This is a genomic window from Salinicola peritrichatus (assembly GCF_003206715.1).
GTDB classification, from domain to species: domain Bacteria; phylum Pseudomonadota; class Gammaproteobacteria; order Pseudomonadales; family Halomonadaceae; genus Salinicola; species Salinicola peritrichatus.
Genome location: NZ_PZJU01000006.1, coordinates 204,895 through 231,830 on the forward strand (window position 1 = coordinate 204,895; position 26,936 = coordinate 231,830).

At 62.8% G+C, this 26,936-nt stretch carries 28 protein-coding genes, 1 tRNA gene and 1 riboswitch; of the genes, 16 read left to right on the forward strand and 13 right to left on the reverse strand.

Annotation, left to right across the window (positions count from 1 at the left end; genetic code table 11):
* Positions 1-111: 111 nt before the first annotated feature.
* On the reverse strand, positions 112-783 hold the full coding sequence (locus tag DOM57_RS02975; RefSeq protein WP_110647743.1) for a Bax inhibitor-1/YccA family protein: 672 nt from the start codon (positions 781-783) through the stop codon (positions 112-114).
* 165 nt (positions 784-948) lie between these two features.
* Between DOM57_RS02975 and DOM57_RS02980 the strand changes: the two genes are divergently transcribed.
* Positions 949-1,038 (forward strand) — tRNA-Ser (locus DOM57_RS02980).
* 297 nt (positions 1,039-1,335) lie between these two features.
* Here DOM57_RS02980 and DOM57_RS02985 read toward each other — a convergent pair.
* Positions 1,336-1,779 carry a hypothetical protein gene (locus tag DOM57_RS02985; protein WP_110647744.1) on the reverse strand — a complete coding sequence of 148 codons (444 nt, stop codon included), beginning with the start codon at positions 1,777-1,779 and terminating at the stop codon, positions 1,336-1,338.
* A 667-nt stretch (positions 1,780-2,446) separates the two neighbouring features.
* Between DOM57_RS02985 and DOM57_RS02990 the strand changes: the two genes are divergently transcribed.
* From DOM57_RS02990 to DOM57_RS03000, 3 genes are all read left to right on the forward strand, one after another.
* On the forward strand, positions 2,447-2,746 hold the full coding sequence (locus DOM57_RS02990) for a hypothetical protein (protein ID WP_110647745.1): 300 nt from the start codon (positions 2,447-2,449) through the stop codon (positions 2,744-2,746).
* Positions 2,747-2,875: 129 nt separating this feature from the next.
* A complete protein-coding gene (locus DOM57_RS02995; RefSeq protein ID WP_110647746.1) occupies positions 2,876-3,178 on the forward strand; it encodes a hypothetical protein in 303 nt (100 codons plus the stop codon).
* 96 nt (positions 3,179-3,274) lie between these two features.
* Positions 3,275-3,490, forward strand: coding sequence for a hypothetical protein (locus DOM57_RS03000; protein ID WP_110647747.1), 216 nt, complete (start codon positions 3,275-3,277; stop codon positions 3,488-3,490).
* A 95-nt stretch (positions 3,491-3,585) separates the two neighbouring features.
* On the opposite strand, the gene DOM57_RS03005 is transcribed toward DOM57_RS03000, so the two are convergent.
* Together DOM57_RS03005 and DOM57_RS03010 are read right to left on the reverse strand one after the other, a co-directional pair.
* Positions 3,586-5,295, reverse strand: a complete 1,710-nt coding sequence (locus DOM57_RS03005; protein ID WP_110647748.1) for a potassium/proton antiporter — start codon at positions 5,293-5,295, stop codon at positions 3,586-3,588.
* Positions 5,296-5,376: 81 nt separating this feature from the next.
* Positions 5,377-6,168 carry a phosphotransferase family protein gene (locus DOM57_RS03010; RefSeq protein WP_162619430.1) on the reverse strand — a complete coding sequence of 264 codons (792 nt, stop codon included), beginning with the start codon at positions 6,166-6,168 and terminating at the stop codon, positions 5,377-5,379.
* Between the two features lie 166 nt (positions 6,169-6,334).
* Positions 6,335-6,465, forward strand: a riboswitch (TPP riboswitch).
* Between the two features lie 40 nt (positions 6,466-6,505).
* On the opposite strand from DOM57_RS03010, the gene DOM57_RS03015 reads away from it, so the two are divergent.
* From DOM57_RS03015 to DOM57_RS03025, 3 genes are all read left to right on the forward strand, one after another.
* The gene (locus DOM57_RS03015; RefSeq protein WP_110647750.1) at positions 6,506-7,249 is read left to right on the forward strand and encodes an ABC transporter ATP-binding protein; all 744 of its coding nucleotides are present in this window, start codon (positions 6,506-6,508) and stop codon (positions 7,247-7,249) included.
* Positions 7,242-8,018: an ABC transporter permease gene (locus tag DOM57_RS03020; protein WP_110647751.1), complete on the forward strand. Its 777-nt coding sequence runs from the start codon at positions 7,242-7,244 to the stop codon at positions 8,016-8,018. The genes DOM57_RS03015 and DOM57_RS03020 overlap by 8 nt, the downstream gene beginning before the upstream one ends.
* Positions 8,019-8,088: 70 nt before the next feature.
* On the forward strand, positions 8,089-9,099 hold the full coding sequence (locus tag DOM57_RS03025) for an ABC transporter substrate-binding protein (RefSeq protein WP_204352845.1): 1,011 nt from the start codon (positions 8,089-8,091) through the stop codon (positions 9,097-9,099).
* 34 nt (positions 9,100-9,133) lie between these two features.
* Here DOM57_RS03025 and DOM57_RS03030 read toward each other — a convergent pair whose 3' ends face one another.
* Together DOM57_RS03030 and DOM57_RS03035 are read right to left on the reverse strand one after the other, a co-directional pair.
* Positions 9,134-9,919, reverse strand: a complete 786-nt coding sequence (locus tag DOM57_RS03030) for an alpha/beta fold hydrolase (RefSeq protein ID WP_110647752.1) — start codon at positions 9,917-9,919, stop codon at positions 9,134-9,136.
* 165 nt (positions 9,920-10,084) lie between these two features.
* Positions 10,085-10,756 carry a 7-cyano-7-deazaguanine/7-aminomethyl-7-deazaguanine transporter gene (locus tag DOM57_RS03035; protein ID WP_110647753.1) on the reverse strand — a complete coding sequence of 224 codons (672 nt, stop codon included), beginning with the start codon at positions 10,754-10,756 and terminating at the stop codon, positions 10,085-10,087.
* A 226-nt stretch (positions 10,757-10,982) separates the two neighbouring features.
* On the opposite strand from DOM57_RS03035, the gene DOM57_RS03040 reads away from it, so the two are divergent.
* Complete coding sequence (locus DOM57_RS03040) at positions 10,983-11,291, forward strand: ArsR/SmtB family transcription factor (protein WP_110647754.1); 309 nt, start codon at positions 10,983-10,985, stop codon at positions 11,289-11,291.
* A gap of 129 nt (positions 11,292-11,420) precedes the next feature.
* Here the strand turns inward: DOM57_RS03040 and sohB are convergent, their stop codons facing one another.
* On the reverse strand, positions 11,421-12,467 hold the full coding sequence (sohB, locus tag DOM57_RS03045) for a protease SohB (RefSeq protein WP_110647755.1): 1,047 nt from the start codon (positions 12,465-12,467) through the stop codon (positions 11,421-11,423).
* Positions 12,468-12,571: 104 nt separating this feature from the next.
* On the opposite strand from sohB, the gene DOM57_RS03050 reads away from it, so the two are divergent.
* Positions 12,572-12,892 carry an SCP2 sterol-binding domain-containing protein gene (locus DOM57_RS03050; protein ID WP_110647756.1) on the forward strand — a complete coding sequence of 107 codons (321 nt, stop codon included), beginning with the start codon at positions 12,572-12,574 and terminating at the stop codon, positions 12,890-12,892.
* A gap of 10 nt (positions 12,893-12,902) precedes the next feature.
* Here DOM57_RS03050 and nudC read toward each other — a convergent pair whose 3' ends face one another.
* From nudC to DOM57_RS03070, 4 genes are all read right to left on the reverse strand, one after another.
* Entirely contained in the window at positions 12,903-13,676 is a 774-nt protein-coding gene (nudC, locus tag DOM57_RS03055; protein ID WP_110647757.1) for an NAD(+) diphosphatase, read from the reverse strand.
* Positions 13,676-14,422, reverse strand: a complete 747-nt coding sequence (dnaQ, locus tag DOM57_RS03060) for a DNA polymerase III subunit epsilon (RefSeq protein ID WP_110647758.1) — start codon at positions 14,420-14,422, stop codon at positions 13,676-13,678. Before dnaQ ends, nudC begins: the two co-directional genes overlap by 1 nt.
* 70 nt (positions 14,423-14,492) lie before the next feature.
* Complete coding sequence (gene rnhA / locus DOM57_RS03065) at positions 14,493-14,981, reverse strand: ribonuclease HI (protein WP_239496098.1); 489 nt, start codon at positions 14,979-14,981, stop codon at positions 14,493-14,495.
* A gap of 21 nt (positions 14,982-15,002) precedes the next feature.
* A complete protein-coding gene (locus DOM57_RS03070; RefSeq protein ID WP_239496099.1) occupies positions 15,003-15,914 on the reverse strand; it encodes a class I SAM-dependent methyltransferase in 912 nt (303 codons plus the stop codon).
* 154 nt (positions 15,915-16,068) lie between these two features.
* Here DOM57_RS03070 and gloB point away from each other — a divergent pair, with 154 nt between their 5' ends.
* The 6 genes from gloB to DOM57_RS03100 all read left to right on the forward strand — a co-directional run bounded on the left by gloB (position 16,069) and on the right by DOM57_RS03100 (position 23,757).
* Entirely contained in the window at positions 16,069-16,836 is a 768-nt protein-coding gene (gene gloB, locus DOM57_RS03075; protein WP_110647760.1) for a hydroxyacylglutathione hydrolase, read from the forward strand.
* A gap of 62 nt (positions 16,837-16,898) precedes the next feature.
* On the forward strand, positions 16,899-18,059 hold the full coding sequence (locus tag DOM57_RS03080) for a transglycosylase SLT domain-containing protein (RefSeq protein ID WP_110647761.1): 1,161 nt from the start codon (positions 16,899-16,901) through the stop codon (positions 18,057-18,059).
* A 78-nt stretch (positions 18,060-18,137) separates the two neighbouring features.
* Positions 18,138-19,991, forward strand: coding sequence for an extracellular solute-binding protein (locus DOM57_RS03085; protein WP_110647762.1), 1,854 nt, complete (start codon positions 18,138-18,140; stop codon positions 19,989-19,991).
* A gap of 9 nt (positions 19,992-20,000) precedes the next feature.
* Positions 20,001-21,074 carry a microcin C ABC transporter permease YejB gene (locus DOM57_RS03090; protein ID WP_110647763.1) on the forward strand — a complete coding sequence of 358 codons (1,074 nt, stop codon included), beginning with the start codon at positions 20,001-20,003 and terminating at the stop codon, positions 21,072-21,074.
* Positions 21,074-22,171 (forward strand): ABC transporter permease, encoded by a 1,098-nt coding sequence (locus tag DOM57_RS03095; RefSeq protein WP_110647764.1) that lies wholly within the window; start codon positions 21,074-21,076, stop codon positions 22,169-22,171. Before DOM57_RS03090 ends, DOM57_RS03095 begins: the two co-directional genes overlap by 1 nt.
* Positions 22,168-23,757, forward strand: coding sequence for an ABC transporter ATP-binding protein (locus DOM57_RS03100; protein ID WP_110647765.1), 1,590 nt, complete (start codon positions 22,168-22,170; stop codon positions 23,755-23,757). The genes DOM57_RS03095 and DOM57_RS03100 overlap by 4 nt, the downstream gene beginning before the upstream one ends.
* Positions 23,758-23,873: 116 nt before the next feature.
* Here the strand turns inward: DOM57_RS03100 and DOM57_RS03105 are convergent, their stop codons facing one another.
* Complete coding sequence (locus DOM57_RS03105; protein ID WP_110647766.1) at positions 23,874-24,575, reverse strand: pseudouridine synthase; 702 nt, start codon at positions 24,573-24,575, stop codon at positions 23,874-23,876.
* Between the two features lies 1 nt (position 24,576).
* On the reverse strand, positions 24,577-25,380 hold the full coding sequence (locus DOM57_RS03110) for an amidohydrolase (protein ID WP_110647767.1): 804 nt from the start codon (positions 25,378-25,380) through the stop codon (positions 24,577-24,579).
* Between the two features lie 421 nt (positions 25,381-25,801).
* Here DOM57_RS03110 and rarD point away from each other — a divergent pair, with 421 nt between their 5' ends.
* On the forward strand, positions 25,802-26,683 hold the full coding sequence (gene rarD, locus DOM57_RS03115; protein WP_110647780.1) for an EamA family transporter RarD: 882 nt from the start codon (positions 25,802-25,804) through the stop codon (positions 26,681-26,683).
* The last annotated feature ends 253 nt before the right edge of the window (positions 26,684-26,936 follow it).

Consider the following 26,936-nt stretch of genomic DNA (forward strand, 5'->3'; position numbering starts at 1 on the left):
GACATCGAACGCCTGAAAAGAGAAAAAACAGATGGCTCTCCAACCGCATGGTAGCAAACGCAGAGACCCCACCGTAGTGGGGTCTCGTTGCCGTTTGTGTCAGCGCCGTCGTCAGTCGTCGGACATGACGCCCAGGATCGACAACAGGCTGATGAACAGATTGTAGATCGAGACATACAGCGTGATGGTGGCAAGAATGTAATTGGTCTCGCCGGCACGGTGCACGATCTCGCTGGTCTGGAACAGGATCGCCGCCGAGGAGAACAGCACGAACCCGGCGGAAACCGCCAGCGCCAGTCCCGGAATGTTGAAGATCAGCGCCGCCACCATCGCCAGCACCAGCACGATGGCGCCTGCCACCATGAAGTTGCCCAGGAAGCTGAAGTCCTTGCGCGTGATCAGCGCCACGGCGGAAAGCCCCAGGAAGGTAGCCGCCGTCATCCCCAGCGCTGTCATCACCAACTGCGCCCCGTTGGGAATCGACAGATAGAGATCGATGATCGGCCCCAGCGTAAAGCCCATGAAGCCGGTGAAGGCAAACGTGGCCAACAGACCCGTTGCGGAGTTGGCGGTCTTGTGGACCAGGAACATCAGGCCATAGGCGCCGATGAAGAAAATGAAGATATTGATCTGTGAGATGCCCATCGCCATGGCGATACCAGCAGTCACGGCGGAGAACATCAAAGTCAGGGCCAGCAGCAGATAGGTATTGCGCAACACCTTATTGGTGCTGACCACGCTCGATCGACGATCGGCGATGTCATGCGAAGTTCGGTAGTCCATTGCAGTCCCCTCAGTTATGTCGAATTACACCCATTGACCAGAATGCCCTTGCAAAGTTCCTCTGACAAGAGCTACGGACCCCGTTCGAAAGCGAAATAACTTGTTGAAAGCTAAAGAACCTATTGACGACGGCGGAGAAGCTGGTAGTATTCTCCGCCGTAAGCCGGAGGGATGGCAGAGCGGTTGAATGCACCGGTCTTGAAAACCGGCAAGGGTTAACGCCCTTCCAGGGTTCGAATCCCTGTCCCTCCGCCACCGATTCATAAGGGAATCAGCCGTTGCTGGTTCCCTTTTTCTTTTCGTTGCTATCTACCATTTCCATACCTGAACCCGGTTGCGCCCTTAAAACCTCGCTTTGCGATCACTCGCCCATTTCTCGGATCCACTTCTGAACTTTATATCGACGCAGCCGAGACGAATAGCGTTTGGTAGTCCAACTGGCGGGCGTTAAAGTGCTTGTCTTTTCATCCATGGTCACCTCGAATTTACGCAAAGACGCCACCGGTGCATCCTCACTTCCATAAATCGCGATGACACGCAGTTCAATGGCTTTCAGTCGGTTCCGTCGGTCGTTCGGCAACTTTCCGCAGGAATCTTGTATGCCCTGAGAACATGGCTGACAAGATCCTCGAAGACACCGATATCGGTATAGCTTCCCGACGACATCGGACCTTGGCGTGTTATTTCAACAAGCTGACGCTTTGCAATGTTTTCTTTTTCTCCATCCTCGATATCGGTCAGGTTTTTGGAATATTCCCCTTTATTGGTGTACAACACGGCAATGACATGTTCTATGAAGATTGCCTCGGGACTCATGTTGCTGATGACACACCGGGCCTGCAAACTTCGGCCGCCACCAAGGTTGATGATGATCTTTGGCTGGCGCTGTCTTCTAAAATTCAGGTACAGCAACTGCGCATAAAACAACCAAACCATCAATGTGCCGATATTCGTAACTGCCGTTATCGACGAACTGTGCTGAGACATCCATCCCATTGGAGCCGCTCCTTCCCTGGCCGGACGAGACCAACCTCCACAGACATCGTGACATGGACGTCTCATACGGCATTCGGTTCCTTAGCCCGCGCCAGTTAATTAACAATTGCTAAATAGATGAGCGGCTTTTGCCAAGCGCTCCATGTCGGCAATTTTTTGCAACCCTATTCTGAACGCAGTATCCATCGGGGACACGAGTCTTCACGCCTACCGCGAGGTGGCTTCTCAAAAAAAGCCCGGCCATGGAGGCCGGGAAGTATGAGATGCCGTAAAGACGACTTCTTGATACTAGGAACTTTTAGAGAAGCAAACTTTAATTTAGGAAAAACAAATCGCCTAAATATGAGGCAAAGGGCTTGGATGACTCCAATAAATATACAAGCACATCGAAGAAGCATACAAAGACGCGGCAGAAATTAACCAGCGCCTCATAAGGCAACGATTTCGTTTCCCTTCGTAGCAACACCGACAAGCATGCACCAGAGCTTGTCGCCGGTCTTGAGAAACCAAACTCACGGTATGTCCAGCCCGCCCAAAGTCACTGAGATCGGACAGGGGCTTCCGGCGTGCCCGCGGGGTTCCGGCGCCTCTCCCGGCTTATCGATGCTTTGTCTACGAGACCTGCCAATCAATGCTACCCTACGTCTAGTTTCTGGTGACCTGACCCATGCCTCGTCTGCTGTCGATTTTGCTCATTGCTGTCCTCGTTGCCGGTTGTGTCTCGGCGACGCCACGTCTGACTGCCACCAATTTTCTGCGTGACAGCAACACCTGCGAACGCCAGACCCACCAGATCGCCGGCGAGCAGGAGTACCAGTCATGCATGTCGCGCCTGGGATGGCCGGATCCGCAAACCCAAACGGCGCGGATACAGGCCGACAACGACCAGGAGGACCGCCAGGGCTTTCTCGGCGAGGCGATCAGCGGCCTGCAGTTCGGGCTCCAGTGGGATATCGACCCCGAGTGAAACGCGTCGAGCCGCTCCCTTCGAGGCGAGACTGCGACTTTTTGACCTGGAACGGTCATCTGGCTCTGCTAGAGTCAATGAAACACCATATCAGCTATGGCTAATTCATCATCTGTCGCAGGAGGCCCTATGTTGAATCGCAGCCGCTCGCAGCGTTGTCCCGCCTGCCGACAGCTGGCCAGTTGGGACACGCTCCCAGCTCCGCGCCCGGATGACGTGCTCTACTGCCACTTCTGTCATATACCGATCAGCACCTACGATCATTACATCAAGTCGATGATCCATCAGGAGGTGAGACGTCTGATGGCCCGCTTCGGTGAGCCGGGCATGCCACCCTCGATGAACGGGGAGAGCCGGCAGCAACGGCAAACCGATGGGTGGGTACGCCCTGCCTTGCCGGGTACCGCCCATTGGCCGAGTTGCCCCCGCTGAACGCGCTTGAATTCGTCACGACAGCGGTAAATCGCTGTACATCGTCGAACTCTGCACTAACCTGAGGATCGATCTCTTCCAATGAGGATTCCCACCATGGCAGAACCGTTTATCGAAGTGAGAAAGACCTCCAAGCCAGGCAGTGGTGGTCAGATTTGTTATGAGGTTTTCGACGGCGATACCGGCGGCAGCCTGGGCTATTTCGATGAAGAATCCCAAGCGCAAAAACGTGCCGCCAGCATGAACGGCATGATAGAACGCGAGACCGGTAATCGGCTCCAACGGCCCACGGACGAGGCCGAAGTGGAGTGATCCGAAGCACCGTCAAGATCAAGAATGCGGCCCCTCCGATTGGAGGGACCGTTTCTTTGGCTGGCGGCGTCGACGCAGCGGACCCGCGCATCGCCTCAGTGATAGAGGCGCAATCCCACGCGCGTCACGCGATTTCCCTCCATTTCGCTGACCACCCAGTGAAAGCCGTGCCAGTCGACGTCATCGCCCACGACTGGGTGCCCGCCGACACGCAGTGATACGAATTCACCGAGCGTCATCTCCTGCTCTCCAGGACTGAGGGTCAGGCCATAGGCGTTGGCAACGTCCTGCATCAGCGCTTCGCCATCCAGCGTGAAAGTTCCGAAGAATGCCCGCTCGCGCCTGAGCTTGGCCTCACCATTGAATAGCCGGTTGAGAGACGGCAGATCGCCGGTGCGACCGATCAAGCAAATCACGTCATGCAGCCGCAGGCGCGTGCTGCCTTTGGGATGCAACATGGCATGCTGTCGAAATATCGCCGAGATCAGAGTGCCCGAAGGCAGCCGCAGCAGCCGGATCGGCACGTCATCCAGCGACTCGTTCTCCACCTTGTAGACGAACATCTCATAATCGTTTTCCGGCAGCACGCCCAACGGCCCCCGACGATCCGGCGTGATGCTTTCCGGTAGCGCGACGCGCATCCAGTGAGCGGCCCGCGCCAGCGTCGATCCCTGCAGAATTAGAGAGATCAGAACGACGAAGAAGGCAATATTGAAATAGAGCGTCGCGTTCTCGACCCCGGTAATCACCGGAAAGATGGCCAGCACGATCGGTACCGCCCCGCGCAGTCCGACCCAGGAGATGAAAAGGAGCTCGCGCCAGCGAAAATTGAAAAACGGCATCAAAGAAACGAAGACCGCGACCGGCCGCGCCACGATGATCAAGGCCAACCCCAGAATGGCGCTGGGCACGGCGTAGTCGATCATCTCCGAAGGGGTAACCAATAATCCGAGCACGAGGAACAGCCCGATCTGGCTCAGCCAGGCCAAGCCATCGTGGACCGGCAGGATATGCGTCAAATGCCGCCCCGGTTGATTGCCGATGAGCAGCCCGGTCAGGTATATCGCCAGGAAGCCGCTACCACCGGCGGCACTGGTGGCGCCAAAGATGCAGAAACCCAGCGCCAGCGCCAGCAGCGAATAAAGCCCGGGAGCGAGATCGAGCCAACGCAGCAGCTTGGCCGACACCCAACCGCCACCGATACCGATCGCCAGGCCGAGGCCGAACTGCAGCACGAAACGCATCAAGGTCTCGGCGAGGCCGCCGACGGCTCCGGTCAACAACTCCGCCAGCGTAATGGTCAGGAAGATCGCCATCGGATCGTTGGTGCCCGACTCGATCTCCAGCGTCGCCCCGACGCGCTCGTTGAGGTTGACCCCCTGCCCCTTGAGCATCGAGAAAACCGCCGCCGCATCCGTCGAGCCGACGATCGCCCCGACCAGCAGCCCCTCGACCAGCGTCAGGTCCATGAGCCACATCGCCAGCAGGCCGACGATGCCGCTGGTGAGAAAGACCCCTATCGTGGCCAGCGACAGCGCCGGTTTGAGCCCCACACGGAAGGTCCGGAAACGGGTTCGCAGGCCGCCGTCGAGCAGGATCATCGCCAACGCCAGGTGACCGATCAGGAAGGCCTGCGAATAATCGTCGAACTGCAGCCCAAGCACGCCCTCCTCGCCGGCGAGCATGCCAAGCCCCAGAAACAGCACCAACAGCGGAACGCCAATGCGGGAGGAGACACGACTGGCCAGGATACTCAGGGCGATCAACGCCCCACAAACAAGAAATAAACTGTTTATCGAATCCACGAATCATTCATCGGTTGACGGTTCGAAAAAAACCAGTATGCCATGACCGGGAAAGCTTGCGCGCAGAAAACCGCCGGGATTTTAACCTTTTAGCCACTCGGGATGGTTCAAAATCCAAGCCTCGGCACCCTCGCCGTGCAGCCCCATCATTAGCGCCACGACACGCATGCCGGGACGGAACGGCTCCAATGACGGCAGCCTCGCATAACGGCGATAGTTATCGAGAAAGGCGTGGCAATGGGACGTGTCGGCAAACAGCAGTTCGACCAGGCAGAGATCGAATTCCACCGGCGCCCAGACCAGCGCCTCCCAATCGCTCCAGAACCAATCGGTGGCGCCGCGCAGGAATTGGTCGCTACGCAGATCGGGCAAGCACCAGACCGCACGGGACGGTCGCGGCCAATCCAGGGCCAGGGTGGCTGTATCCGGCGCCATCGGATGCGCTTCGACGAAGCGTCGTGCCCGTTCCGGCCAGGCATCCAGCGTCAGGTAACCGGACGCTGGATGTCCCCATCCCGGCACGGGTTCGCGATGGAGCAATCCCAGTTGTTGCCCCAGCCGCGCGGCGAACTCGCGACACAGCACCGGCGGGACCGCCTGACGCCAAGGCAGACTCCACAGCGGCGCGCCCTGAAAGCGGCTCAGGAACGTCATCGGCAGCGGTGCCATCGGTAGGCGCGGTGGCAACGCACCGGCGACCCGCGTCACTGCCTCGGGATGCTGCCAGCGATCGAAGCCGAACAGATCCCGCATGCCCGCCCAAAAACGATCGTCGTCGGGCGCGGTTCGCGCCAGCTTGTAGAGCTGCGGAGAAATTTCCTCGCTGCGCCACAACCAATTGGCGCTGTCCGGCCATCGCAACGACAGCGGCACGAGCGGCTTCCCGACAAACGTCGCCAAGCGGCGGGTCAACTCCGGGTCGGCCCGGGGCATGTCAACGGCTGAACCGAATGCAGTGGAACTGGATTGCGCCAAGGTCTCGCGATCTCCTGTCGGATCTCCACGGTGGGCAGTAGCGACGGCAAGGCGTACAATCCGCGTCACTGGATAGGGGTGCCCATGTACGAGATGAGAGTGTACGGGCTGAGAGTGCCACGGCCGAAAATGCCATGCACAACCCTTGAACCTGAACCGGTTAATACCGGCGGAGGAAATGCCAGCATCACTTCCGCATGACTCCGCCCGATTGCCCTGCTACGCGGAAGTCGTCATGCCACCACCCGGGCTGGAAATCCATCGCGCTTCGCTCACCTTCGGCGAACGCCCGCTGTTTCGCGATCTCCAGGCCCGTTTCGAAGCGGGTAGCTGGACCTGCCTGCTCGGTCGCAGCGGTAGCGGCAAGAGTTCGTTACTGCGCATGATCGCCGGCCTGGCGCTGCCGGACAACCACCAGCTCGATCTCGCCACCAGCGACGGTCGTCCGCTGAGGCGACGGTTGGCGTGGATGGCGCAACAGGATCTGCTGGTGCCGTGGCAGCGCGTCATCGGCAACGTCATGCTCGGTGCAAAATGGCGCGGCACTTCGACAAACGCCGACCGCCAGCGTGCGATGCATCTGCTCGAGCGGGTAGGGCTCGCGGCCAAGGCCGACGAGTGGCCCGCGGCGCTCTCCGGCGGCCAGCGCCAGCGCGTCGCTCTGGCCAGGACCCTGTTCGAGGATGCCAGCGTGGTGCTGATGGACGAGCCCTTCTCGGCGGTCGATGCGATTACCCGACTCGAGCTGCATGAAGTCGCCAGCACATTGCTCGCCGGGCGTACCGTACTGATGGTCACGCATGATCCGCTGGAAGCGTTGCGCCTTGCCGACCATCTGTTGGTGCTGCAAGGAGAGCCCGCCAATCTGGTGTCGATTCCCGTGCCCGCCGGCACACGTCCGCGCGCACTGGCCGATGACGACCTGCAGCGCCGCCAGGCCGCACTGGTCGCCCAACTCCGGGAGCCCACCGATGGCTGATGCGAACCCGCTTTCCCGACTGGTGCGCCCTCTGCTGGCCATCGTCGTCCTGGTATCGATCTGGCAGCTGACGATCAGCCTCACCGGAGTACCGCGCTATATCCTGCCCACGCCGCTGGCCGTCGCGCGCGCGCTGTTCGAACAGCGCGCACTGCTCGAACAACATGCGATGATTACCGCCATCGAGATCGTCGCCGGGCTGGTCGGCGGCGTTGTACTCGGCCTCGCCACCGCCCTGGCGCTGGCGAGATTCCGCCCGCTGCGGCGCACGCTGCTGCCATTGCTGCTGGTCAGCCAGGCGATTCCGCTGTTTGCCCTGGCGCCCATTCTGATGCTGTGGCTCGGCTATGGCCTGCTGCCGAAGATTCTGATGGCGATGGTCATCATCTATTTTCCGGTGGCCTCCACCGGCTACGACGGCCTGCGCCAGACGCCTCAGGGATGGCTGGACCTGGCCGATACGTTTGGCCTGACACGGCGGCAGCGGCTATTGAAGGTGCAGTTACCGGCCGCCCTGCCGTCGCTGGCGTCCGGGCTGCGCATGGCGGCGAGCGCCGCGCCCATCGGCGCGGTGATCGGCGAATGGGTCGGTGCCAGCCGAGGGCTCGGCTATCTCATGCTCAACGCCAACGCCCGCCTGCAGATCGATGTGATGTTCGCGGCACTCGTGGTGCTGGTGATGTTTGCCGTGATCCTCTACTTCGGTGTCGATGCGGCGGTGCGGGCGGCGATGCCCTGGCACCGCGACCGCGTCACGCCGCCGGCATGATCCTTCCGACGACACCAACGGCCAGTGCTCCACGACTCGATCAATAACGACTCATCAAGAGGAACGCGAAATGCTTCACCCACGCACATCATTCGGCAGCCGTTGCCTGGCACTTTGCTTGGTACTTCTGGCTCTCGTGCTGTCGCTACCGGCTCTGGCGCAGGAGACGGACGACGACCTGGCACCGCCGCAGATGATTCCGCTCAGCGTCATGCTCGACTGGTACGCCAACCCGGACCACGCTCCGCTGATCGTCGCCAAGCAGCGCGGCCTGTTCGAAAAACGCGGTCTCGACGTCGACATCCAATCACCGGCGGACCCCAGCGTGCCGCCCAAGCTGGTCGCCGCCGGCCGAGTCGATCTGGCCCTGAGCTATCAACCCCAACTCCATCTGCAGGTCGACCAGGGGCTGCCCGTCGTACGGGTCGGCACGCTGATTGCCACGCCACTCAATGCCCTGCTCGTGCGTGCCGACAGCGGCATCGACGACCTTTCCCAACTCGCCGGCAAGAAAGTCGGCTACTCGGTGGGTGGAGTCGAGGAAGTGCTGCTGGCAGCCATGCTCGAGCACAATGGCTTGAGTCTCGACGACATCGAAATGGTCAACGTCAACTTCTCGCTGACGCCGGCATTGATCAGCGAGAAGGTCGATGCCGTCACCGGGGCCTTCCGCAATTTCGAGCTGGCACAGATGAAGCAGGAAGGCGTCGACGGCAAGGCGTTCTACATCGAGGAGGAAGGCGTGCCGACTTACGACGAGCTGATCTTCGTTGCCAACCGCGACACGCTCGACCAGCATCGCGACGCCTACCGCCGTTTCATGGATGCCGTCGCCGAGGCCACCGCCTGGATCATCAATCATCCGGACGAGGCCTGGCAGAGCTTCATCGCCTATGACCCGGCGCTGGACACACCGCTCAACGCCGCGGCCTGGAAAGCCACCCTGCCCCGTTTCGCATTACGCCCGGCGGCGCTGGATGCCAAGCGCTACCGGGATTTCGAGGCCTTCCTGCTCGAGCGTGGCCAGATCAAGGCGCAAAGCCCGATCTCGCGACTGGCGGTGGATCTCAGCGCCCCCTGAACCACGTTCCGCTGTGCGTCGGCCGCTTCCTGCGCTATGACTCGGCCAGGAAGCGGTCGACAGCATCTCGAAACGCTGCGGGCTGCTCGGCATGCAACCAATGGCCGGCCCCCTCGAGGGTTTCGATGCGGACCTTGGGCATTACCTCTTCAATGGCGCCACGATAGCGATCCGGCACATAGTGCGAATTGCCACCGCGCACCAGCAGTGCCGGGCCGTCGTAAGGCCGGTCGCCATCCGGCGGCGCGATGATGTCGTCGTAACCGGCCGCGATCTCGTCGAGGCCGACCCGCCAGCGCATCACACCGGCGTCGTCACGCAGCAGGTTGGTCGCCAGGAACTGGCGCGTCGCGGTCGAATCGATGGTTTCCGCCATCAAGGCATCGGCCTCGCGTCGGGACTCGGGCCGCTCGGCCTCGACACGCCGCATGGCCGCGAAGATCTCGTCGTGACCGTGTCGGTAGGCGACCGGCGCAATGTCGGCCACGACGAGACGGGCAACCCGGTCGGGGAACTGCCGCGCCAACGTCATCGCGACCTTGCCCCCCATCGAATGCCCCAGCAGATCGAACGCTTCGATCTCCAGGGCATCCATTAACGCAATGACGTCGTCCGCCATCGTGGCGTAGGCCATGCCCTCGGCATGCGGCGATCGTCCATGGTTGCGCAGGTCCACGGCGATGACACGGCGCGCTGCCTGCCACTGCTTGAGGTGAGAGCGCCAGTTGTCGGCACTGCCGAAAAGGCCATGCAGCACGACCAACGGACGGATGGCGCCACCGCCTTCGACGCGACCGGTATCGATACAGTGAAGTCGCAACCCTACTCTCCTTTTGCTCTGGTGCTCTGAACGAACTTACGCTCTGTCCGAAAAATGCCTGCGCTTGCCGATCTTTCAGACAAGCCTAACGCGCCGACGCTCGATCAGAGCGCGGCGTCCTCAGAATATCAGAGCCGCCGCAGGTCGCGTGACCTCTCGGCAAGGCTAACCGCGCGGCACGCCGGGCAGCGCCTCGTCGCGCTCGCTCAGCAATTGACGACCCAACCAAGCCAGCAGGACACCGTAGAGCGGCAGGAAGAACAGCAGGCTGATGGAGAGTTTGACGCCGTAATCGAACCACGCGATATCGACCCAATGCGCTCGCATGAAAGAATCGGGGCCATGCCAGAAGGCGATGGCAAAGAATGCAAAGGTATCGGCGAGATTGCCCACGATCGTCGACAGGGTCGGCGCGACCCACCAGGCGCGCAGACGGCGCAGGCGATCGAAGACGTGGATATCGAGCAGTTGGCCGAGAACATAGGCCATGAAGCTGGCCAGCGCGATCCGTCCCACGAACAGGTTCCAGTGGCCCAGTGCTTCGAGTCCCTGGAACCGCCCTTGCTGAAAAAGCACGGAGACGGCGTACGAGACCAGTAACGCGGGCACCATGACGCCGGCGATGATGCGCCGTGCCGAGGATTTGCCGAACAAGCGAACGGTGAGGTCGGTGGCCAGAAAAATGAACGGGAAGCTGAATGCGCCCCAGGTCGTGTGCAAGCCCCACAGGGTGAATGGCAACTGGACCAGATAATTGCTGGCGGTGATGACCACCACGTGGAAAGTGACCAGACAGAGGAGGGCCTGGCGGATCTGAAGATCGTCGAGTTTGAGCATGAGGAACCTTTTTCGTCGCCTACGGAGGCCGAGGGGTGAGGGAACCCTCTAAAACGCGTGTCGTATCGCTATCGCGGGCGCGGCATTATAGGGACTCGGTCGAATCATCGCCAGCCGGTATATGCAAAAATATTGTAACTTTAAGTTACGATCAAGTAATATAAGCAAAGCCTGTAACGGACCGTTCAGCGCCGGCAACCCGCCCTATGCGGATGCGGACTCGACCATGATGATGACAGCGACCCTACTCGACGATACCCAGATTGCTCCGGCAACGGCCATATTGAAGGCCATGGCCAATGAAAGTCGGCTACGCATTCTCTGCTTGCTGATGGCCGGCGAGCGCTCGGTGACCCAGATCAACCGGGACATGGCACTGAGCCAGTCCGCGCTGTCGCAGCACCTGGCGGTGCTACGCCAGGAGCGGCTGGTCAATACGCGCCGAAGCTCCCAGGTCATTTACTACTCGCTCAACGGCCACGTCGCCGAACGTTTGATCGCCACGTTGGCCGAACTGGATCTGGGCCAACGCTGATGCCAGGACCCAGTGACGAGCCAAGGAAGCGCTGAATAAACCAGTGAGCAGGATGAAGTGGGCGGCACTCCGTCACAAGGCGCCCGGAGCGCAGCGATTCGCCTGCGCAGACATTTAGACACTGATTCCCTAACGGCGCTGCCAACGGAGGTCATCCACCCGCTCGAGTACGCGATCGATGCCACGCTCGACGCCGCCTTCCACAGCCTTGGTGAAACGCCCAAGCATCCCCCGCCGCGATTCCAGCGACACTTTCAGCACACGCGCCCTGGCCTGAAGCTTTTCCAGCAAGTAGGCGTCACTGGTGCCGACAGCATCGATCAGCCCCTCGGCAAGCGCCTCGCTGCCGTACCAGATCTCTCCCGTGGCCACCGCTTCGATGTCGAGATTCGGACGCCGCTGGGCGACATAGCGCTTGAACAGATCGTGCGTGGACTGAAGGTCCTCGAGGAACTTGGCACGACCCTCCTCGCTGTTCTCACCGAGCACGGTCAGCGTGCGCTTGTAGCGCCCGGCCGTCAGCAGCTCGACATCGACCTCGTGCTTCTTGAGCAGCCGGTGCACGTTGGGAATCTGCGCCACCACCCCGATCGAGCCGATGACGGCGAAGGGCGCCGCGACCAGGTGGTTGGCACAACACGCCATCATGTAACCGCCGCTGGCGGCAACCTTGTCGACACAGACCGTCAAGCGTGCGCCGGCATCCCGCAGCCGATCCAGTTGCGCGGCGGCCAGGCCATAGCTGTGCACCAGACCACCGCCGGATTGCAGGCGCAGAACCACTTCGTCCCCGCTCTTGAGCTCTTCGATCAGCAGTGACACCAGTTCGGCGAGCGCCGGCGTCGCGGATGCCTTCAGATCGCCATCGAAATCCAGCACCCAGATCCGATCGCTCGACGCAGCCTTGTCATCCGCCCCCTTGCGCGCCCGTTTACGTGACTTGCGTAGCTGCTTCGCCAATTGGCGGCGGCGATGCCTGGGCTGGGCCGCCAGCTGCAACTGGCGCCGACGCCGATCGAAACGCTCATCCAGCTCGGTCACCTTGAGCGCGGCGCCACTGCCTGCCTGCCCCTTGCGTCGCCCATGCGCGATCAACGTCAAGACGATGACGACGGCAACGACGATCGTTGCCGTCTTTGCCAGGAACAGCCCATAGTCGGCCAACCACTCGATCACGTTACACCCCTCGTCGCAGCGGAATATTCGGTCGAGCCGAGCGCTTGCATACGCCGCCCGCCAATGATTTGCTTGGCGCAACTGTTACTTGCCAGAGAACATCCATGGATGACGACCAGCTGATCACCAAGCTCCACAATCGTTTCAACGCCGAGGCCGCCAAGGACCTCGCCGCGGTTTACCAGTTCGATCTCAGCGATGTCGACGACTACTACCTGACCATCGATCATGGCGCGCTCGAGATTCAGCCGGGCCGCCACCCGCAGCCCAGCGTCACCATCGCCAGCGATACGGCCACGTTGATGTCGCTGGTGAAGAAGGAACTGAACGCGATGCAGGCGTTGCTGAGCGGCCGGGTCAAGGTCAACGGCGATATCGGCCTTGCCAGCCGTCTGCCCAAGCTCTTCGGCAGGTCGCGCGCCTGACGCCTCGCAGTCATCGCGTCGCCACCGCGCCACGATGCGTCTCGATCAGTTGGCGCGAGATCGAATAAACCGGCGGTAGCTGCGGCAGCCGTTCCGGCGTGAACCAGGCCGCATCGACGATCTCCTCGCCGTCGATGCGGATCCGCCGGCTCGCCGCCTCGGCGAAGAACCCCATCATCAACGAGTGCGGGAAGGGCCAGGACTGGCTCTTGAAGAAGCTCACGCGGCCGACTTCGACACCGACTTCTTCCATCACCTCGCGACGCACCGCGGCTTCCACCGCTTCACCGGGTTCGATGAAACCGGCAAGCGTCGAATAGCGCTGTGGCGGAAAACGCGGGCTGCGTGCCAACAGCATGTCCTTGCCGTGGGTCACCAGGGTAATGATGCAAGGCGAGATTCGGGGATAACCGCGCAGCCCGCAGTTGTCGCACTGCATGGCGAACTCATGCAACAGCCTGCGCGTGGGATGGCCGCAGCGGCCACAGAAGCGATGATCCCGCTCCCAGTGCGTCACCTGCAACGCCGTCGCCAGCAGCTCGCTCTCGGCCGGGGAGAGCTGGGCGAGCCAATCGCGCGGTGCCGGCCAGCTGTCGTCGCCGGCCTCGACCGTGACGGCCACCGGCTCGTCGTTCCAGTAGCCCAGACGCAGCACACCCTCGGGCCATGTCTCGCGGCGCTCCATCAGGCTTTTGCCGTCGGCCGCGGGCGCGACGCCCTTCTCGCTCAGGCGCAACAGCCAACCCCCGCGGGTATCGGCCGGTGGCATTTCACGCCGCAGCATCAGTGCGTGTTCTCCGCCGATCCCAATGCATCCCAGTGACACTGACCGGCGGACTGGCGAATCTGGTCGAGACGCTGCCGGTGAGCCTCCCACTCGGCATCGCTTGGCCGGAGCACCACCAACGGCGTCGCCGCGCGATCGATACGCCGGATGCCGCTGGCGCCCCCGGTTTCGCGGCTGCCCTCTTCGCTCCCCGCCAGCGACAGCGCCGTCTGGCCGCCGGTCATGGCGAGATAGACGTCGGCCAGAATCTCGGAGTCGAGCAACGCACCGTGCAACACGCGGTGGCCATTGTCGATGGCGTAGCGCTTGCACAGGGCATCGAGACTGTTGCGCTGCCCCGGGTGCATCTCGCGGGCCAACTTCAGCGTATCCAGCACGCTACAGTGCTCGGCTATCGGCCCCAGCAACGGTTCGCCACGAGCGGCATTGAGCAACCTGAACTCGTGATCGAAGAAGCCGACATCGAACGGTGCGTTATGAATGACCAGCTGTGCCCCGCGAATGAACTCCCACAGTTCGTCGGCGATCTGCGCGAAGACCGGTTCGTTGGCGACCCGCTGGTTGGTGATGCCGTGGATCTCGATGGCCTCCGCCTCGATCTCCCGCTCGGGGTTGATGTACTGGTGATAGGTCCGCCCGGTGAAGCGGCGGTTGATCAGCTCGACCCCACCGATCTCGATGATACGGTGCCCCTCGCGCGGGTCGATGCCCGTCGTTTCCGTATCCATGACGATTTGGCGCATGCCGTGCTCCTTACTGCCGTCTGCAATGTACTGCTGCGATCTGGACCCTCTCGGGGAAACAGGGCCAGGTTCAGGTGGCGGCCTGTTTGGCGTTCTCGATCACCGCGTCGATCGCTTCATTGACCAGCCGATCGGCGGTTTCATTGCCGTCGTGGCCGCTGTGCCCCTTGACCCAATGCCACTCGATCACGTGGCGCTTGGTTTCGGCCAACAGCTCCCGCCATAGCTCGGCGTTCTTGACCGGCTGCTTGGCCGCCGTCTTCCAGCCCCGCTTCTGCCAGCTGTGAATCCATTCGGTAATGCCCTTGCGCAGATACTGGGAGTCGGTCCACAGCGCCACGCGACAGGGCCGGTCCAGTGCCCGCAACGCCTGTATCGCCGCCATCAGCTCCATGCGGTTGTTGGTGGTCTGCGCCTCGCCACCTTTCAGCGTCTTCCGGTGACGCCCGTAAACCAGCAACGCGCCCCAGCCGCCGGGCCCGGGATTGCCACGGCAACCGCCGTCGGTATAGATGGTGACCGTCGGCAGGGACGCGGGATCGGAACTCGGGAGTGACAAGGCGTGACTCTCTCTTCTCTATCAAGCGGTGGTGTGGGAAGTGGTCTCGCGGCGATCGCTTTCCCCCGGGTGCCGACGGGTCGAAGCCGCGGCGCCGTTAGCGCGACGTTCCTGCCCCGGTTCGCCATCGACGCTACCGTAGACGCCAGCCTCCGACGCTTTCGGCCGGCGCTCGCCGCCATCCTGTTGCAGCGGCACGTCCGATGACTGACGCGCCAGGCCGAGCCAGGCGCCGGATTTGGCCCTGCCCATGGCCGGCTCGCTGAGCCGAATGGGTTGCATCGGAATCGTTCGCCGCCGCGCGATAAGCAGGTAAGCCTGGGCCAGCGGCACGTTGTAACGGCGTCCCAGCGTCTCCAACCGACGGTTGCGGGCGGTGTTCCAGGGCCAGCGAAAACCGCAGTAGTCTACTCGCTCGATCTCGAAATCCACAAACTCGAGCCAGTCCCGCAGCCGCCAGGGCGCACGCCACTGACGTTGCCACGGCGCGGGACGCCGGCTTACCGGACCACTGGCCGGCCCATACGGATGCCAGCCGAACACCAGCAGACGACCATCGGCCCGGGTTACCCTGGCGGCTTCCTGCAGCACGTGGTGAGGCCGCTCGACGGCCTCCAGCAAATGGTGGATCAATGTCAGATCGAGACTGTCGTCGGCCAACGGCAGACGCTCGGGCGCACAGACCAGGGTATTCGGATTGATCACCAGTTCCTGCGCAGGCGCCCACTCCAGCGCGTGGCGTACCGGGCACATGTCGCTCATCAGCGGCGCCATGCCGAGTTGCAGGCTCAACGCACCGCGATGCTGCTCGCAATGCGGACCGAGACAAGCACGCTCGGCCCGCCACAGCGCCTGCCCGGGCTTGGAATCCCAGAATCGGCGCCCTTCGCGAACGGCTGCGGTCAGGCCCTGTTCAGGCGGCGTGATTGACACGAGCGGATTAACTCCCCAAGGTTGTCGCTTTTTCAACGCTGATTCAGAGCCGCTCCAGGCGGCGGCCGATCGGGAACCGGCGCGAGACGCGTCGGTCATACGAGAGTGCTGCGCTCCCGCCCCGTTACCGCACTTTATCGGAGAAGGATGACACATGTTGACCGTGATACCGATTCCCGCGTTCCAGGACAACTATATCTGGCTATTGCGCCAGGACACCACCGACGGTGTCGCCGTGGTCGATCCCGGTGATGCCAGGCCGGTCATCGCGTGGCTCGAACGCGAGGGGCTCACGCTCGACACCGTGCTGATCACCCATCACCACCAGGATCATACCGGCGGGCTGCGAGAGTTGATCGAACGCTACTCGCCGGAGGTCTACGGCCCCGACAATGCCGCGATCGCCGGCATCCGGCACAGCGTGACCGAAGGCGACGAATGCCGCGTACTCGGGCGCCGCTTCGAAGTTTACGCCGTTCCGGGCCATACGCTCGACCATATCGCCTTTTACGCCCCCGGAACGCCTGGGTTATTGTTCGCCGGCGACACGCTGTTTTCCGGCGGCTGCGGGCGGCTGTTCGAGGGCACGCCGGAACAGATGCGGGATTCGCTGGCCAAGCTCGACACCCTGCCCGAAGACACGCTGGTGTTCGCCGCGCACGAGTACACGCTGGCCAATCTGGCGTTCGCCGCCGCCGCCGAGCCCGACAATCCCGCCCGCGACGCCTATCGTCGCGAGTGCGAACAGGCCCGGGCGCTCGATCGTCCGACGCTGCCGACTACGCTGGGCCGCGAACGCCAGGTCAACCCGTTTTTGCGCATTGACCAGCCGGGTCTGCGCGATACGCTGCGAGGGCAAGGGCCGGCGGATGATGACGCCAGCGCCTTCGCCACGCTCCGCGGCTGGAAAGACCGCTTTTGATGTCACCCGCAACGCACCACCTATAAGCGGGCGATGACCGTAATATCAAGGACCTTAATGGCATGAATTCCCGATCGCGACGCTGCCAGGTCTTCATTGGCCTGGCGGGCAGCCTGCTGTTATCCGCGCTGCCGACAATCGCCGTCGCCGACACGACTCACACCGCTTCGGCCATGCCTCGCCAGAGCACTTTCTGGTCGGCCCTCAAGCTCGATGAGCGCCCGGCGCCCGATGCCTGGAGCCGGCTGCGTCGGGGCTTTCGCCTTTCGCACGAAACCGACAATCCTCGCGTGGCCGAATGGCTCGAGTGGTACCGCGAGCACCCTCACCACGTCGAGCGCGTGGCCCTTCAGGCCCGCCCCTGGCTGCATTGGGTAACGACCCGGCTCGAATCCCACGGGCTGCCGACCGAAATCGCCCTGCTGCCGTTCATCGAGAGCGGCTACGATCCCACCGCCACCAATCCCGGCGGTGCGGCCGGCCTGTGGCAATTCATGCCCGGCACCGGCGATGCCATGGGGCTCTCCCGCACCGACTGGTATGACGGCCGACGTGACGTCGTTGCCGCTACCGATGCGGCGATGGACTACATCCAGCAACTCGCCGCGCGCTGGTACGATGGCGATCTGCTGCTGGCCCTGGCCGCCTACAACGCGGGCGCCGGCACGGTCAACACGGCGCGCGACGCGGCCGCCAATCGCGGCGATCCGATCGACTACTGGCACCTGCGGCTGCCCTCGGAAACCATGGCGTACATTCCACGCTTGCTGGCGCTTTCCGAAGTCATCGCCAAGCCGGAACGTTACGACGTTGCATTGCCTTCGATCCCGGACCGAGCGTTGTTTGCCGAGGTCGCCACCGACGGCCCGCTGACGCTATCGATGGCGGCGGATCTCTCGGGCGTCGATTCCCAGACCCTGCGCGAACTCAACCCAGGCTTCAAGCGCGCCGCCACTCGCCCACGAGACGATGCCAGCATTCTGATACCGATCACGGCCAAACAGCGTTTTCTGGCCAACCTGGCGACGCTTCCCGCTGCCGAACGCACGGTACTCAACCGCTACGTCGTCAAACGTGGCGATACGCTGTCCAGCATCGCCGCACGCTTTGGCGCCAGCGTCAGCGAGATCCGCCGGGAAAACGGACTCAAAGGTAGTATCATTCGCATCGGCCAGAGGTTATCGGTGCCGGCGGCAACGCTGGCACAGAACAAGGGTGGATGACCGGCTTTTACAGGCAACGATGCCGGTAACAGTCGCTAGTGTCGAGATCGTGTTCGCGCTGAGGAAAGGATGTCAATGATGGGTAGATTTCGATGGCTCGCGGCCGCCTTGGCGATAGCTCTCCAGCCATCGATACCGGCAATGGCGCAGACCGAGGCAAGCCGCGCCGCCAGCGCGAACGTCCCCACCGTCCACGCCATCGCGCTCTACGACGACCCGGCCCTGCCCGCCGATTTCGACCACCTGCCCTACGCCAACCCCGACGCCCCCAAGGGCGGCACGCTGCGCCGGGCGGCCAACGGCAGTTTCGACTCCACCAATCCGTTCATCATTCAGGGCACGCCGGCCGCCGGCCTGGAACAGATCTACGACACCCTGATGACGTCGAGCGCCGACGAGCCGTTCACCATGTATGGCTTGTTGGCCGGCGGCATCCGCCTCGACCCCGAGCGCCACTGGATGGAGATCGACATCCGTCCCGAGGCCCGTTTCCATGACGGCACGCCGGTCACCGCGGATGACGTGGCATTCAGCTTCCGCTTGCTGCGCGACAAGGGATCGCCCTTCTATCGCGCCTATTACGCCAGCGTCGAGTCGGTGACGGCGCTGGACGAGCATACCGTCCGTTTCGAATTCACCGACAACCAGTCGCGGGAATTGCCGTTGATTCTGGGCCAACTCCCCGTATTGCCCCGGCACTACTGGCAGGACCGCGACTTCACCAAGCCGACGCTCGACAAGCTGATGGGTTCCGGCCCCTACGAGATCGCCGAGGTCGATCCCAGTCGCCGTATCGTCTATCGCCGGGTCGAGGATTATTGGGGACGCGACCTGCCGATCAATCGTGGCCGCTACAATATCGACCGCCTCGTCTACGACTACTTCCGCGACCAGTCGGTGGCGCTGGAAGCCTTTCTCGCCGGCGCGCTGGACATGCGCCTCGAGAGCAGCGCCAAGAACTGGGCCACCGCTTACGACACCCCCGCGGTGAAGGACGGTGCTATCCAGCGTGTCGTCGTCCCCGATGGCCAACCGGCAGGCATGCAGGGCTATATCTTCAACACCCGGCGCGACCAGCTTGGCGATCCACGTGTGCGTCGCGCCATCGGCCTGGCATTCGATTTCGACTGGCTCAATCAACATATCTTCTACGGCGCCTACCAGCGCACCGTCAGTTATTTCCAGAACTCGGACATGGCCGCTGAAGGCTTGCCCGGCGCGGGCGAACTGAAGCTGCTCGAGCCCTATCGGGCTCAACTTCCCAAAGCCGTGTTCGAACAGCCGCTACCGATGCCCAGGCCCAGGGAATTGCGGCCGCGCCTGCGCGAAGCGCTCGGGTTGCTGCGCGAGGCCGGCTACGAAGTACGTAACGGCCGGCTGGTGAACCGCGAGAGCGGCCGCCCTTTCACCCTGGAATTTCTGCTCTACGACAGCCAGTTCGAACGCATCACCCAGCCCTTCGTGCGCAACCTGGAGCGCCTGGGCATTCAGAGCAAGATCCGGGTAGTCGACGTCAATCAGTATCTCGATCGTCTGCGCCGGTTCGACTTCGACATGATCGTCGGCAGCTTTCCGCAATCGGCCAACCCCGGCAACGAACAGCGGGACTTCTGGACCAGCGATTACGCCGACGTGCCGCAGAGCCGCAACCTGGCGGGGGTTCGCGATCCGGTGGTCGATGCATTGGTCGACGACCTGATCCGCGCCGACAGCCGCGAGGATCTCGACACCGCCGCCCAGGCGCTGGACCGGGTGCTGCGCTGGGGCTTCTACGTGGTGCCGCAGTGGAACTTCGACGGCACCCGGGTCGCGGTCTGGAACAAGTTCGGCTATCCCCAACCTTTCCCGCGCTACACCCCGGACTTCACTGTGTGGTGGGTCGATTCCGAGCGCGCCCAGGCCGTTACCGCGCGACAGCGCGGCCAGGAGTGATCCGCGACCATGGCCAGTTACATCGTTCGCCGCCTATTGCTGATGATCCCCACGCTGCTGGGGATTCTGCTGCTCAACTTCATCATCGTGCAGGCCGCGCCGGGCGGCCCCATCGACCAGATGATGGCGCGCTTCGAGGGCCTGAACAGCGCCGCCAGCACCGGACTCGAGGGCGGCGGCGGGGACAGTGTCGGCGGCAGTGATTCGCAGCGCCTGCGTGGCGTCAACGATCAGCTGCGCCAGGCGCTGACCGAGGAGTTCGGCTTCGACAAGCCGGCATGGGAGCGCTTCGCGCTGATGCTCAGGGACTACGCCACCTTCGACCTCGGCGACAGCCTGTTTCGCGGCCAGCCGGTGATCGATCTGATCCTCGACCGGCTGCCGGTGTCGATCTCGCTCGGGCTGTGGACCAGTCTGCTGGTCTACCTGATATCGATTCCGCTGGGCATCCGCAAGGCCCTGCGCCACGGCAGCGCCTTCGATGTCTGGTCCTCCGGCGTGGTGATCGTCGGCTATGCGATTCCCGGTTTCCTGTTCGCGATCCTGCTGATCGTGGTCTTCGCCGGCGGTAGCTACCTCGACTGGTTCCCGCTGCGCGGCCTGACCTCCTCCAATTTCGATGAGCTGTCGCTGTTGGGCAAGATCCAGGACTACTTCTGGCATATCGCGTTGCCGGTCACCGCTTCGGCGATCGGCAGTTTCGCCACCCTGACCATGCTGACCAAGAACAGCTTCCTCGACGAGATTCACAAGCAGTACGTATTGACCGCCCGCGCCAAGGGGGCTTCCGAACGCCGCGTGCTCTACGGCCACGTGTTCCGCAACGCCATGCTGATCATCATCGCCGGCTTGCCGTCGGCACTGATCGGAATTTTCTTCACCGGATCACTGCTGATCGAGGTGATCTTCTCCCTCAACGGCCTCGGCCTGCTCGGTTTCGAGGCGGTGATGCAGCGCGACTATCCGCTGATCTTCGGCACGCTCTACCTGTATACCCTGATCGGCCTGCTACTGAAGCTGATCTCGGATCTGACCTACGTCTGGGTCGATCCGCGTATCGATTTCGCCACCCGGGAGTCGTGATGCAACGCACCCAACGTCCGCGGCTTTCGCCGATCACCCGACGACGCCTGCAGGTCTTCCGCGACAATCGCCGCGCCTACTGGTCGCTCTGGATCTTCGGCCTGCTGTTCGTCGTCAGCCTGGGCGCGGAGCTGATCGCCAACGACAAGCCGATCGTGATGCAGTATCAGGACCAGTGGTACGCGCCGCTGCTGGTGGACTATCCGGAAACCGAGTTCGACGGCTTCCTGCCCACCACCGCCGACTACCACGATCCATTCGTGTACGAGCAGATCGAGCGCCACGGCTGGATGCTGTGGCCGCCGGTGCCGTTCTCCTACCAGACGCTGGACCGCGACATCCAGGGCCCGGTTCCCTCGCCGCCCAGCACGCGCCACTGGTTCGGCACCGACGACCAGGGACGCGACGTCTTCGCCCGCGTGCTCTACGGCTTCCGCCTGTCGGTGGCCTTCGCCCTGGCTCTGACCGCCGGTTCGATCGTGCTCGGCGTGGTCATCGGCGGCGTGCAGGGCTATTACGGCGGCAAGATCGACCTGCTCGGCCAGCGCCTGATCGAGATATGGTCCGGGCTGCCGATGCTGTTCCTGCTGATCATCCTGGCCAGCCTGGTGGAGCCCAACATCTGGTGGCTGCTGGGCATCATGCTGCTGTTCTCCTGGCTCGGGCTGGTCGATATCGTACGCGCCGAGTTCCTGCGTGCCCGCAACCTCGAATACGTCCGCGCCGCCCGCGCCATGGGATTGCCGTCGCACCTGATCATGCGCCGGCACGTGCTGCCCAATGCCATGGTCGCCACGCTGACCTTCATCCCGTTTCTGTTCACCGGCGCCATCACCACGCTGACCGCGCTCGACTTCCTCGGCTTCGGCCTGCCCCCCGGGTCGCCGTCGTTGGGCGAACTGGTGGCCCAGGGCAAGAACAACCTGCAGGCGCCGTGGCTCGGCATCACCGCTTTCGTCTCCCTGAGCGTGATGCTGTCGCTGCTGGTGTTCATCGGCGAAGGCCTGCGCGACGCCTTCGATCCGCGCCATATCGTCAGCGCCGCCAGCCCGCGCCCGGCACAACCCCACACCCCGGTTCAGGAAAGCCTGCCATGAGTCGCCAGCGACTGTTCGAACTCCGTCGGCTGTCGGTGCGCTTCGGCGACAGCGTGGCCGTCTCGAATCTCGATCTGCATATCGATCGCGGCGAGACCGTCGCGGTAGTCGGAGAATCCGGCTCCGGCAAGTCGGTCAGCGCCCTCGGCGCCCTGGGTTTATTGCCGCCGGGCAGCCAGGTCGACGGCGAGCGCACCTTCGACGGCCAGAACCTCGCCCAGCTGTCGCCGCGCCAGTGGAATGCCCTGCGCGGCGGTCGCATCGGTTTCGTGTTCCAGGAGCCGATGACCTCGCTCAATCCACTGCATACTATCGGCAAGCAGTTGGCGGAAACCCTGCGCTTGCACCAAGGGTTGCGTGGCGAGGCCGCCCGGAAGCGCTGCCGGGAGTTGCTGGCGCAGGTCAAGCTGCCGCGGATCGACGAACTGCTGGCCGCCTGGCCGCACCAGCTTTCCGGCGGCCAGCGCCAGCGGGTGATGATCGCCATGGCGATCGCCAACGATCCGCAATTGCTGATCGCCGACGAGCCGACCACCGCGCTCGATGTCACGGTGCAGCAGGCGATCCTCGCCCTGCTCGACGATCTGCGCCGCCGCCACGGTATGGGCGTGCTGCTGATCAGTCACGATCTCAATCTGGTCAGGCGGCATGCCGATCGCGTGGTGGTGATGCATGACGGCACCCTGGTGGAAACCGGCACCACCCAGGCGGTGTTCGAGACGCCACGCGCGGCCTACACCCGCAAGTTGCTCGACGCGATACCGGAGGGCCGCCCCGCCCGCCTGCCGAGCGCTCCCGAACCGCTGCTGGCGGCGGAGCGTCTCGGCGTCAGCTTCGCGCGTCCCAAGCCTTTCCTGCGCCCGCGTCCGCCCGCTTTCGTCGCCGTCGAGCCATTGGCGCTGCAACTGCGTCGGGGCGAAACCCTGGGGATCGTGGGTGAATCCGGCTCGGGCAAGAGCACGCTGGCCTCGGCGCTGATCCGGCTGGTACCTGCCGAAGGTGAAATCCGCTTCGGCGAACGGCGCCTCGACAAGCTTTCCGGCAACGCCCTGCGCCGGGAGAGGCGCCAGTTCCAGATCGTATTCCAGGACCCCTACGGCTCGCTCTCTCCGCGCATGCCGGTGGCCGACATCGTCAGCGAGGGACTGCGCTTCCATCACCCCGAACTCGACGAGGACGCCATCACCCAGCGGGTCGCGGAAACCCTCGCCGAGGTCGACCTGCCCGCCGATTGCGGTGCCCGCTATCCGCACGAGTTTTCCGGCGGACAGCGCCAGCGTATCGCCATCGCCCGGGCATTGATCCTCAAGCCCAGACTGCTGGTGCTCGACGAACCGACCTCGGCACTCGACCGCACCGTTCAGAAGCAACTGATCGAACTGCTGAGAACGGTCCAGGCCAGGCACGACATCAGCTATCTGTTCATCAGCCACGATCTCGCCGTGGTGCGCGCCATGGCACATCGACTGATGGTGCTGAAAGAGGGCCGGATAGTCGAGCAAGGCGACTGCGACACGGTGCTGACGACACCCCAATCGGACTACACCCGAGCGTTGATCGCCGCCGCTGACCTTTCCCTGGCTTGAAGACGTAGTCGAAAATTTCGCCGGGTTTGGTATTTGGTGACTAAATAAGATAACGGTATAAATCTTTCTTCGACACAGCGAAGTCACTCCTCACGTATCGGCGGGTCACCATGGGGTCAGAACGCGGCGATCTCTTCCGGCCGCAGGTGGCGACACTCACCGGGCTTCAGATCGGGATCGAGCTCCAGCGGGCCGATCGCCTCACGGTGCAGCGTCGCCACCGGATGGCCGACCGCCGCCAGCATGCGCCGGACCTGGTGATAACGCCCCTCGGTCACGCCGATCAGCACCTCGGTGTCGCTCAGCCGCTCCAGCGTAGCCGGGCGCGTCGGCTTCTCTTCGCCGTTCAGCTCGATCCCCCTGGCGAAGCGTCGAGATACGCTTTCCGCCCGCTCCACCGGTAACGGCTCGGCCAGTGTCGCCCGGTAACGTTTGACGCACTCGCGATTGGGCGAGGTCACGTGATGGGCCCACTGGCCATCGTCGCTGATCAACAGTAGTCCGGAAGTCTCGACATCGAGCCGCCCCACCGGATGCAGCCGTTCGAGCTTCGGGATGTCGATCAGACTCAGCACCGACGGGTAGTGCGCGGGCCGCAGCGAGCATTCGACGCCGAGCGGTTTGTTCATCATCAGGTAGCGCCGGCCGATCCGCTCCAGCAATCGCCCTTGCCAGCGAATCTCCTGGCCATCCTCGACCTGTGTGGCGGCGTCGCGCGTCGTTTCGCCATCCACGCTGACCTCGAGCTGACGCAGCGCGCGTTTGGCCTGACTGCGCGTCAACTCGGTCGCTTCACTGAGAAATCGATCCAACCGCATGTCACGACTCCAATTGGAAACGATCGGCATCCTGCCATGCGGGAAACTTGTCGCGAAACCTTGCCAGCGCCTCACGCGACAGGGTCGCCGTCTCCACGAAAGCCCGATTCGGCTCCCGATCGAGAACCGGCTCGCCCTTGAAGTCCACCAGCATCGAATCGCCGGCGTAGTCGAGTCCCTTGCCATCCCGGCCGACGCGATTCACACCGATGACATAACTCAGATTCTCGATGGCACGCGCCTGCAGCAGCGTCCGCCAGGGTTGGCGTCGCGGCGCCGGCCAGTTGGCGACGCACAACAGCGCGTCGTATTCGAACGGCCGCCCCTCGCGCGGCTGTTGACGCAGCCAGACCGGGAAGCGCAGGTCGTAACACACCGACAGCAGCAGCCGGAATCCCTTGAGTTCGACCACTTGGCGGGCATCGCCCATGGCATAGTGCAGCGGCTCGTCACCCATGCGGAACAGATGACGCTTGTCGTAATGCACGACCTCGCCTTCCGGCGTCACCCAGTACAGGCGGTTGTAACAGGTTCCGGCTTCGGCTATCGCCAGGCTCCCAGCGATGACGCATTCGCGCTCTCGCGCCTGTTGTCGCATCCACGCCAGGGTGGGGCTCTCCGCGGCCGGCTCCGCCAGCGCTTCGGCATTCATGGTGAAGCCGGTGGCGAACATTTCCGGCAACACGATCAGATCCGTCCGACTACCGTCCAGCATCCCCAGGCGCCCGTCGAGCAGACGACGGTTGGCCGCCGGGTCTTCCCAATGCAGCTCGCTTTGCACGAGGCTGACACGCAAGTCGTTCATGGCGTTTTCTCCTGTTGTAGCGCGGCTTTGCCTTCACGCCATGATAGATTACTTAGGGTCTGTTGACGCTTCAGTGCGAACCGCGTTGCTGCGCCAAATTGCGCCAAGCCAGGCGCGGGATGCGGAGAAGGGTAGTTCCCTTGTCAAATCCCGCAACGCCGCATGGCGTCATTTGCCGCGCAACCCGAAGGGCCGGGCCAGTTTTTTCACAAGGCTGCGTTATTCGTCGTTTATTTGGAACAACCAAACATCTCTCCTCACGCCTTGCCTCGCACAAAAACTGGCTCCGGCGCGGCCGTGCATGAAACGTCGACAGACCCTGCCCTCAAACCAGAGACACGATTGGAAACGCATCATGTCGAGATCCCTGCGCGAACCACAGCAACCGATCGCTTCCGGGTCGAGCGAACCGCAAAGCGCCATGCAAGCCAGAGAGGCGCGCCATGGGGTCGGTTACGGTATTGCGGCCTACGTCATCTGGGGCTGTTTTCCCCTGTTCTTCGCACTGTTCGATGGCGTGCCGGCATGGGAGGTGCTGATTCAGCGTATCGTATGGTCCTGCCTGTTCCTGCTGATCGTGGTCATGCTGTTGCGCCGATGGGCGCCGATTCGCGAGGGTTTGCGGCAACCGCGCCAACTGGTTTGGGTACTCGGCTGCGCCGTGCTCATTGCACTGAATTGGGGGCTTTACATCTATGCGGTGGAGTCGCACCGGGTATTACAGGCGAGTCTCGGCTATTTCATGACGCCGCTGGTCAATGTCGCCTGCGGCATGCTCGTGCTCAAGGAGCGCTTGAGTCGCTGGCAGATCCTGGCCATCTGCCTGGCCGTCGTTGCGATCCTGGTGCAGTTATGGATGCTCGGCAAGTTGCCCTGGATCAGTCTGGTACTGGCGATGACCTTCGGCACCTATGGGCTGCTGCGCAAGCGGGTACCGCTGGATGGCCTGTCGGGACTGTTCGTGGAGACCGGCTTGCTGCTGCCGTTGAGCCTGATCGCGCTGGGATGGCTGATGTGGCAGGGGCAATCGCATTTCGGGGAAACCCCAACGACGACGATGCTGATGATCGTCAGTGGCGTGGTCACCACCCTGCCGCTGCTGGCTTTCGCCGGCGCCGCCAGGCGACTCAGATTGTCGACCGTCGGCTTTCTGATGTACATCAACCCGACGCTGCAGTTCCTGATCGCGCTCTGGGTCTTCGGCGAGCCTCTCTCGCCCGCGCAGCTGATCACCTTCGCCCTGATCTGGGTCGGGCTGGGCTGCTATTCGCTGGATGCCTGGTTCCACCACCAGCGCGGTTGATCGAGCCACCAACAAAACCCCGCCGCTCCTGCAGAAGCGGCGGGGTTTGAAAGACGCCTAACGACGCGACGTTAAGGAGATGCCGATTTATGTCGCGAACGACGCATCTCCTAAGGAAATGCTGAATAAATCGGCGAGCAGGATGAAGCGCAAGGCGCACGGAGCGCAGACTCGAAGCGAAGCGGAGAGAACGTCCGCAGGACGGCCCCGAAGGGGCGAGAAACCGCAGGTTTCGAGTCAACCGGAGCCTATG

What these genes read in the sequence shown, in the direction of transcription:
- DOM57_RS02975 (WP_110647743.1), bottom strand. Translation starts at nt 783, where the DNA reads ATGGACTACCGAACTTCGCATGACATCGCCGATCGTCGATCGAGCGTG.
- DOM57_RS02985 (WP_110647744.1), bottom strand. Translation starts at nt 1,779, where the DNA reads ATGGGATGGATGTCTCAGCACAGTTCGTCGATAACGGCAGTTACGAAT.
- DOM57_RS02990 (WP_110647745.1), top strand. Translation starts at nt 2,447, where the DNA reads ATGCCTCGTCTGCTGTCGATTTTGCTCATTGCTGTCCTCGTTGCCGGT.
- DOM57_RS02995 (WP_110647746.1), top strand. Translation starts at nt 2,876, where the DNA reads ATGTTGAATCGCAGCCGCTCGCAGCGTTGTCCCGCCTGCCGACAGCTG.
- DOM57_RS03000 (WP_110647747.1), top strand. Translation starts at nt 3,275, where the DNA reads ATGGCAGAACCGTTTATCGAAGTGAGAAAGACCTCCAAGCCAGGCAGT.
- DOM57_RS03015 (WP_110647750.1), top strand. Translation starts at nt 6,506, where the DNA reads ATGCCACCACCCGGGCTGGAAATCCATCGCGCTTCGCTCACCTTCGGC.
- DOM57_RS03020 (WP_110647751.1), top strand. Translation starts at nt 7,242, where the DNA reads ATGGCTGATGCGAACCCGCTTTCCCGACTGGTGCGCCCTCTGCTGGCC.
- DOM57_RS03025 (WP_204352845.1), top strand. Translation starts at nt 8,089, where the DNA reads ATGCTTCACCCACGCACATCATTCGGCAGCCGTTGCCTGGCACTTTGC.
- DOM57_RS03035 (WP_110647753.1), bottom strand. Translation starts at nt 10,756, where the DNA reads ATGCTCAAACTCGACGATCTTCAGATCCGCCAGGCCCTCCTCTGTCTG.
- DOM57_RS03040 (WP_110647754.1), top strand. Translation starts at nt 10,983, where the DNA reads ATGATGATGACAGCGACCCTACTCGACGATACCCAGATTGCTCCGGCA.
- DOM57_RS03050 (WP_110647756.1), top strand. Translation starts at nt 12,572, where the DNA reads ATGGATGACGACCAGCTGATCACCAAGCTCCACAATCGTTTCAACGCC.
- nudC (WP_110647757.1), bottom strand. Translation starts at nt 13,676, where the DNA reads ATGCTGCGGCGTGAAATGCCACCGGCCGATACCCGCGGGGGTTGGCTG.
- dnaQ (WP_110647758.1), bottom strand. Translation starts at nt 14,422, where the DNA reads ATGCGCCAAATCGTCATGGATACGGAAACGACGGGCATCGACCCGCGC.
- gloB (WP_110647760.1), top strand. Translation starts at nt 16,069, where the DNA reads ATGTTGACCGTGATACCGATTCCCGCGTTCCAGGACAACTATATCTGG.
- DOM57_RS03080 (WP_110647761.1), top strand. Translation starts at nt 16,899, where the DNA reads ATGAATTCCCGATCGCGACGCTGCCAGGTCTTCATTGGCCTGGCGGGC.
- DOM57_RS03085 (WP_110647762.1), top strand. Translation starts at nt 18,138, where the DNA reads ATGGGTAGATTTCGATGGCTCGCGGCCGCCTTGGCGATAGCTCTCCAG.
- DOM57_RS03090 (WP_110647763.1), top strand. Translation starts at nt 20,001, where the DNA reads ATGGCCAGTTACATCGTTCGCCGCCTATTGCTGATGATCCCCACGCTG.
- DOM57_RS03095 (WP_110647764.1), top strand. Translation starts at nt 21,074, where the DNA reads ATGCAACGCACCCAACGTCCGCGGCTTTCGCCGATCACCCGACGACGC.
- DOM57_RS03100 (WP_110647765.1), top strand. Translation starts at nt 22,168, where the DNA reads ATGAGTCGCCAGCGACTGTTCGAACTCCGTCGGCTGTCGGTGCGCTTC.
- DOM57_RS03105 (WP_110647766.1), bottom strand. Translation starts at nt 24,575, where the DNA reads ATGCGGTTGGATCGATTTCTCAGTGAAGCGACCGAGTTGACGCGCAGT.
- DOM57_RS03110 (WP_110647767.1), bottom strand. Translation starts at nt 25,380, where the DNA reads ATGAACGACTTGCGTGTCAGCCTCGTGCAAAGCGAGCTGCATTGGGAA.
- rarD (WP_110647780.1), top strand. Translation starts at nt 25,802, where the DNA reads ATGCAAGCCAGAGAGGCGCGCCATGGGGTCGGTTACGGTATTGCGGCC.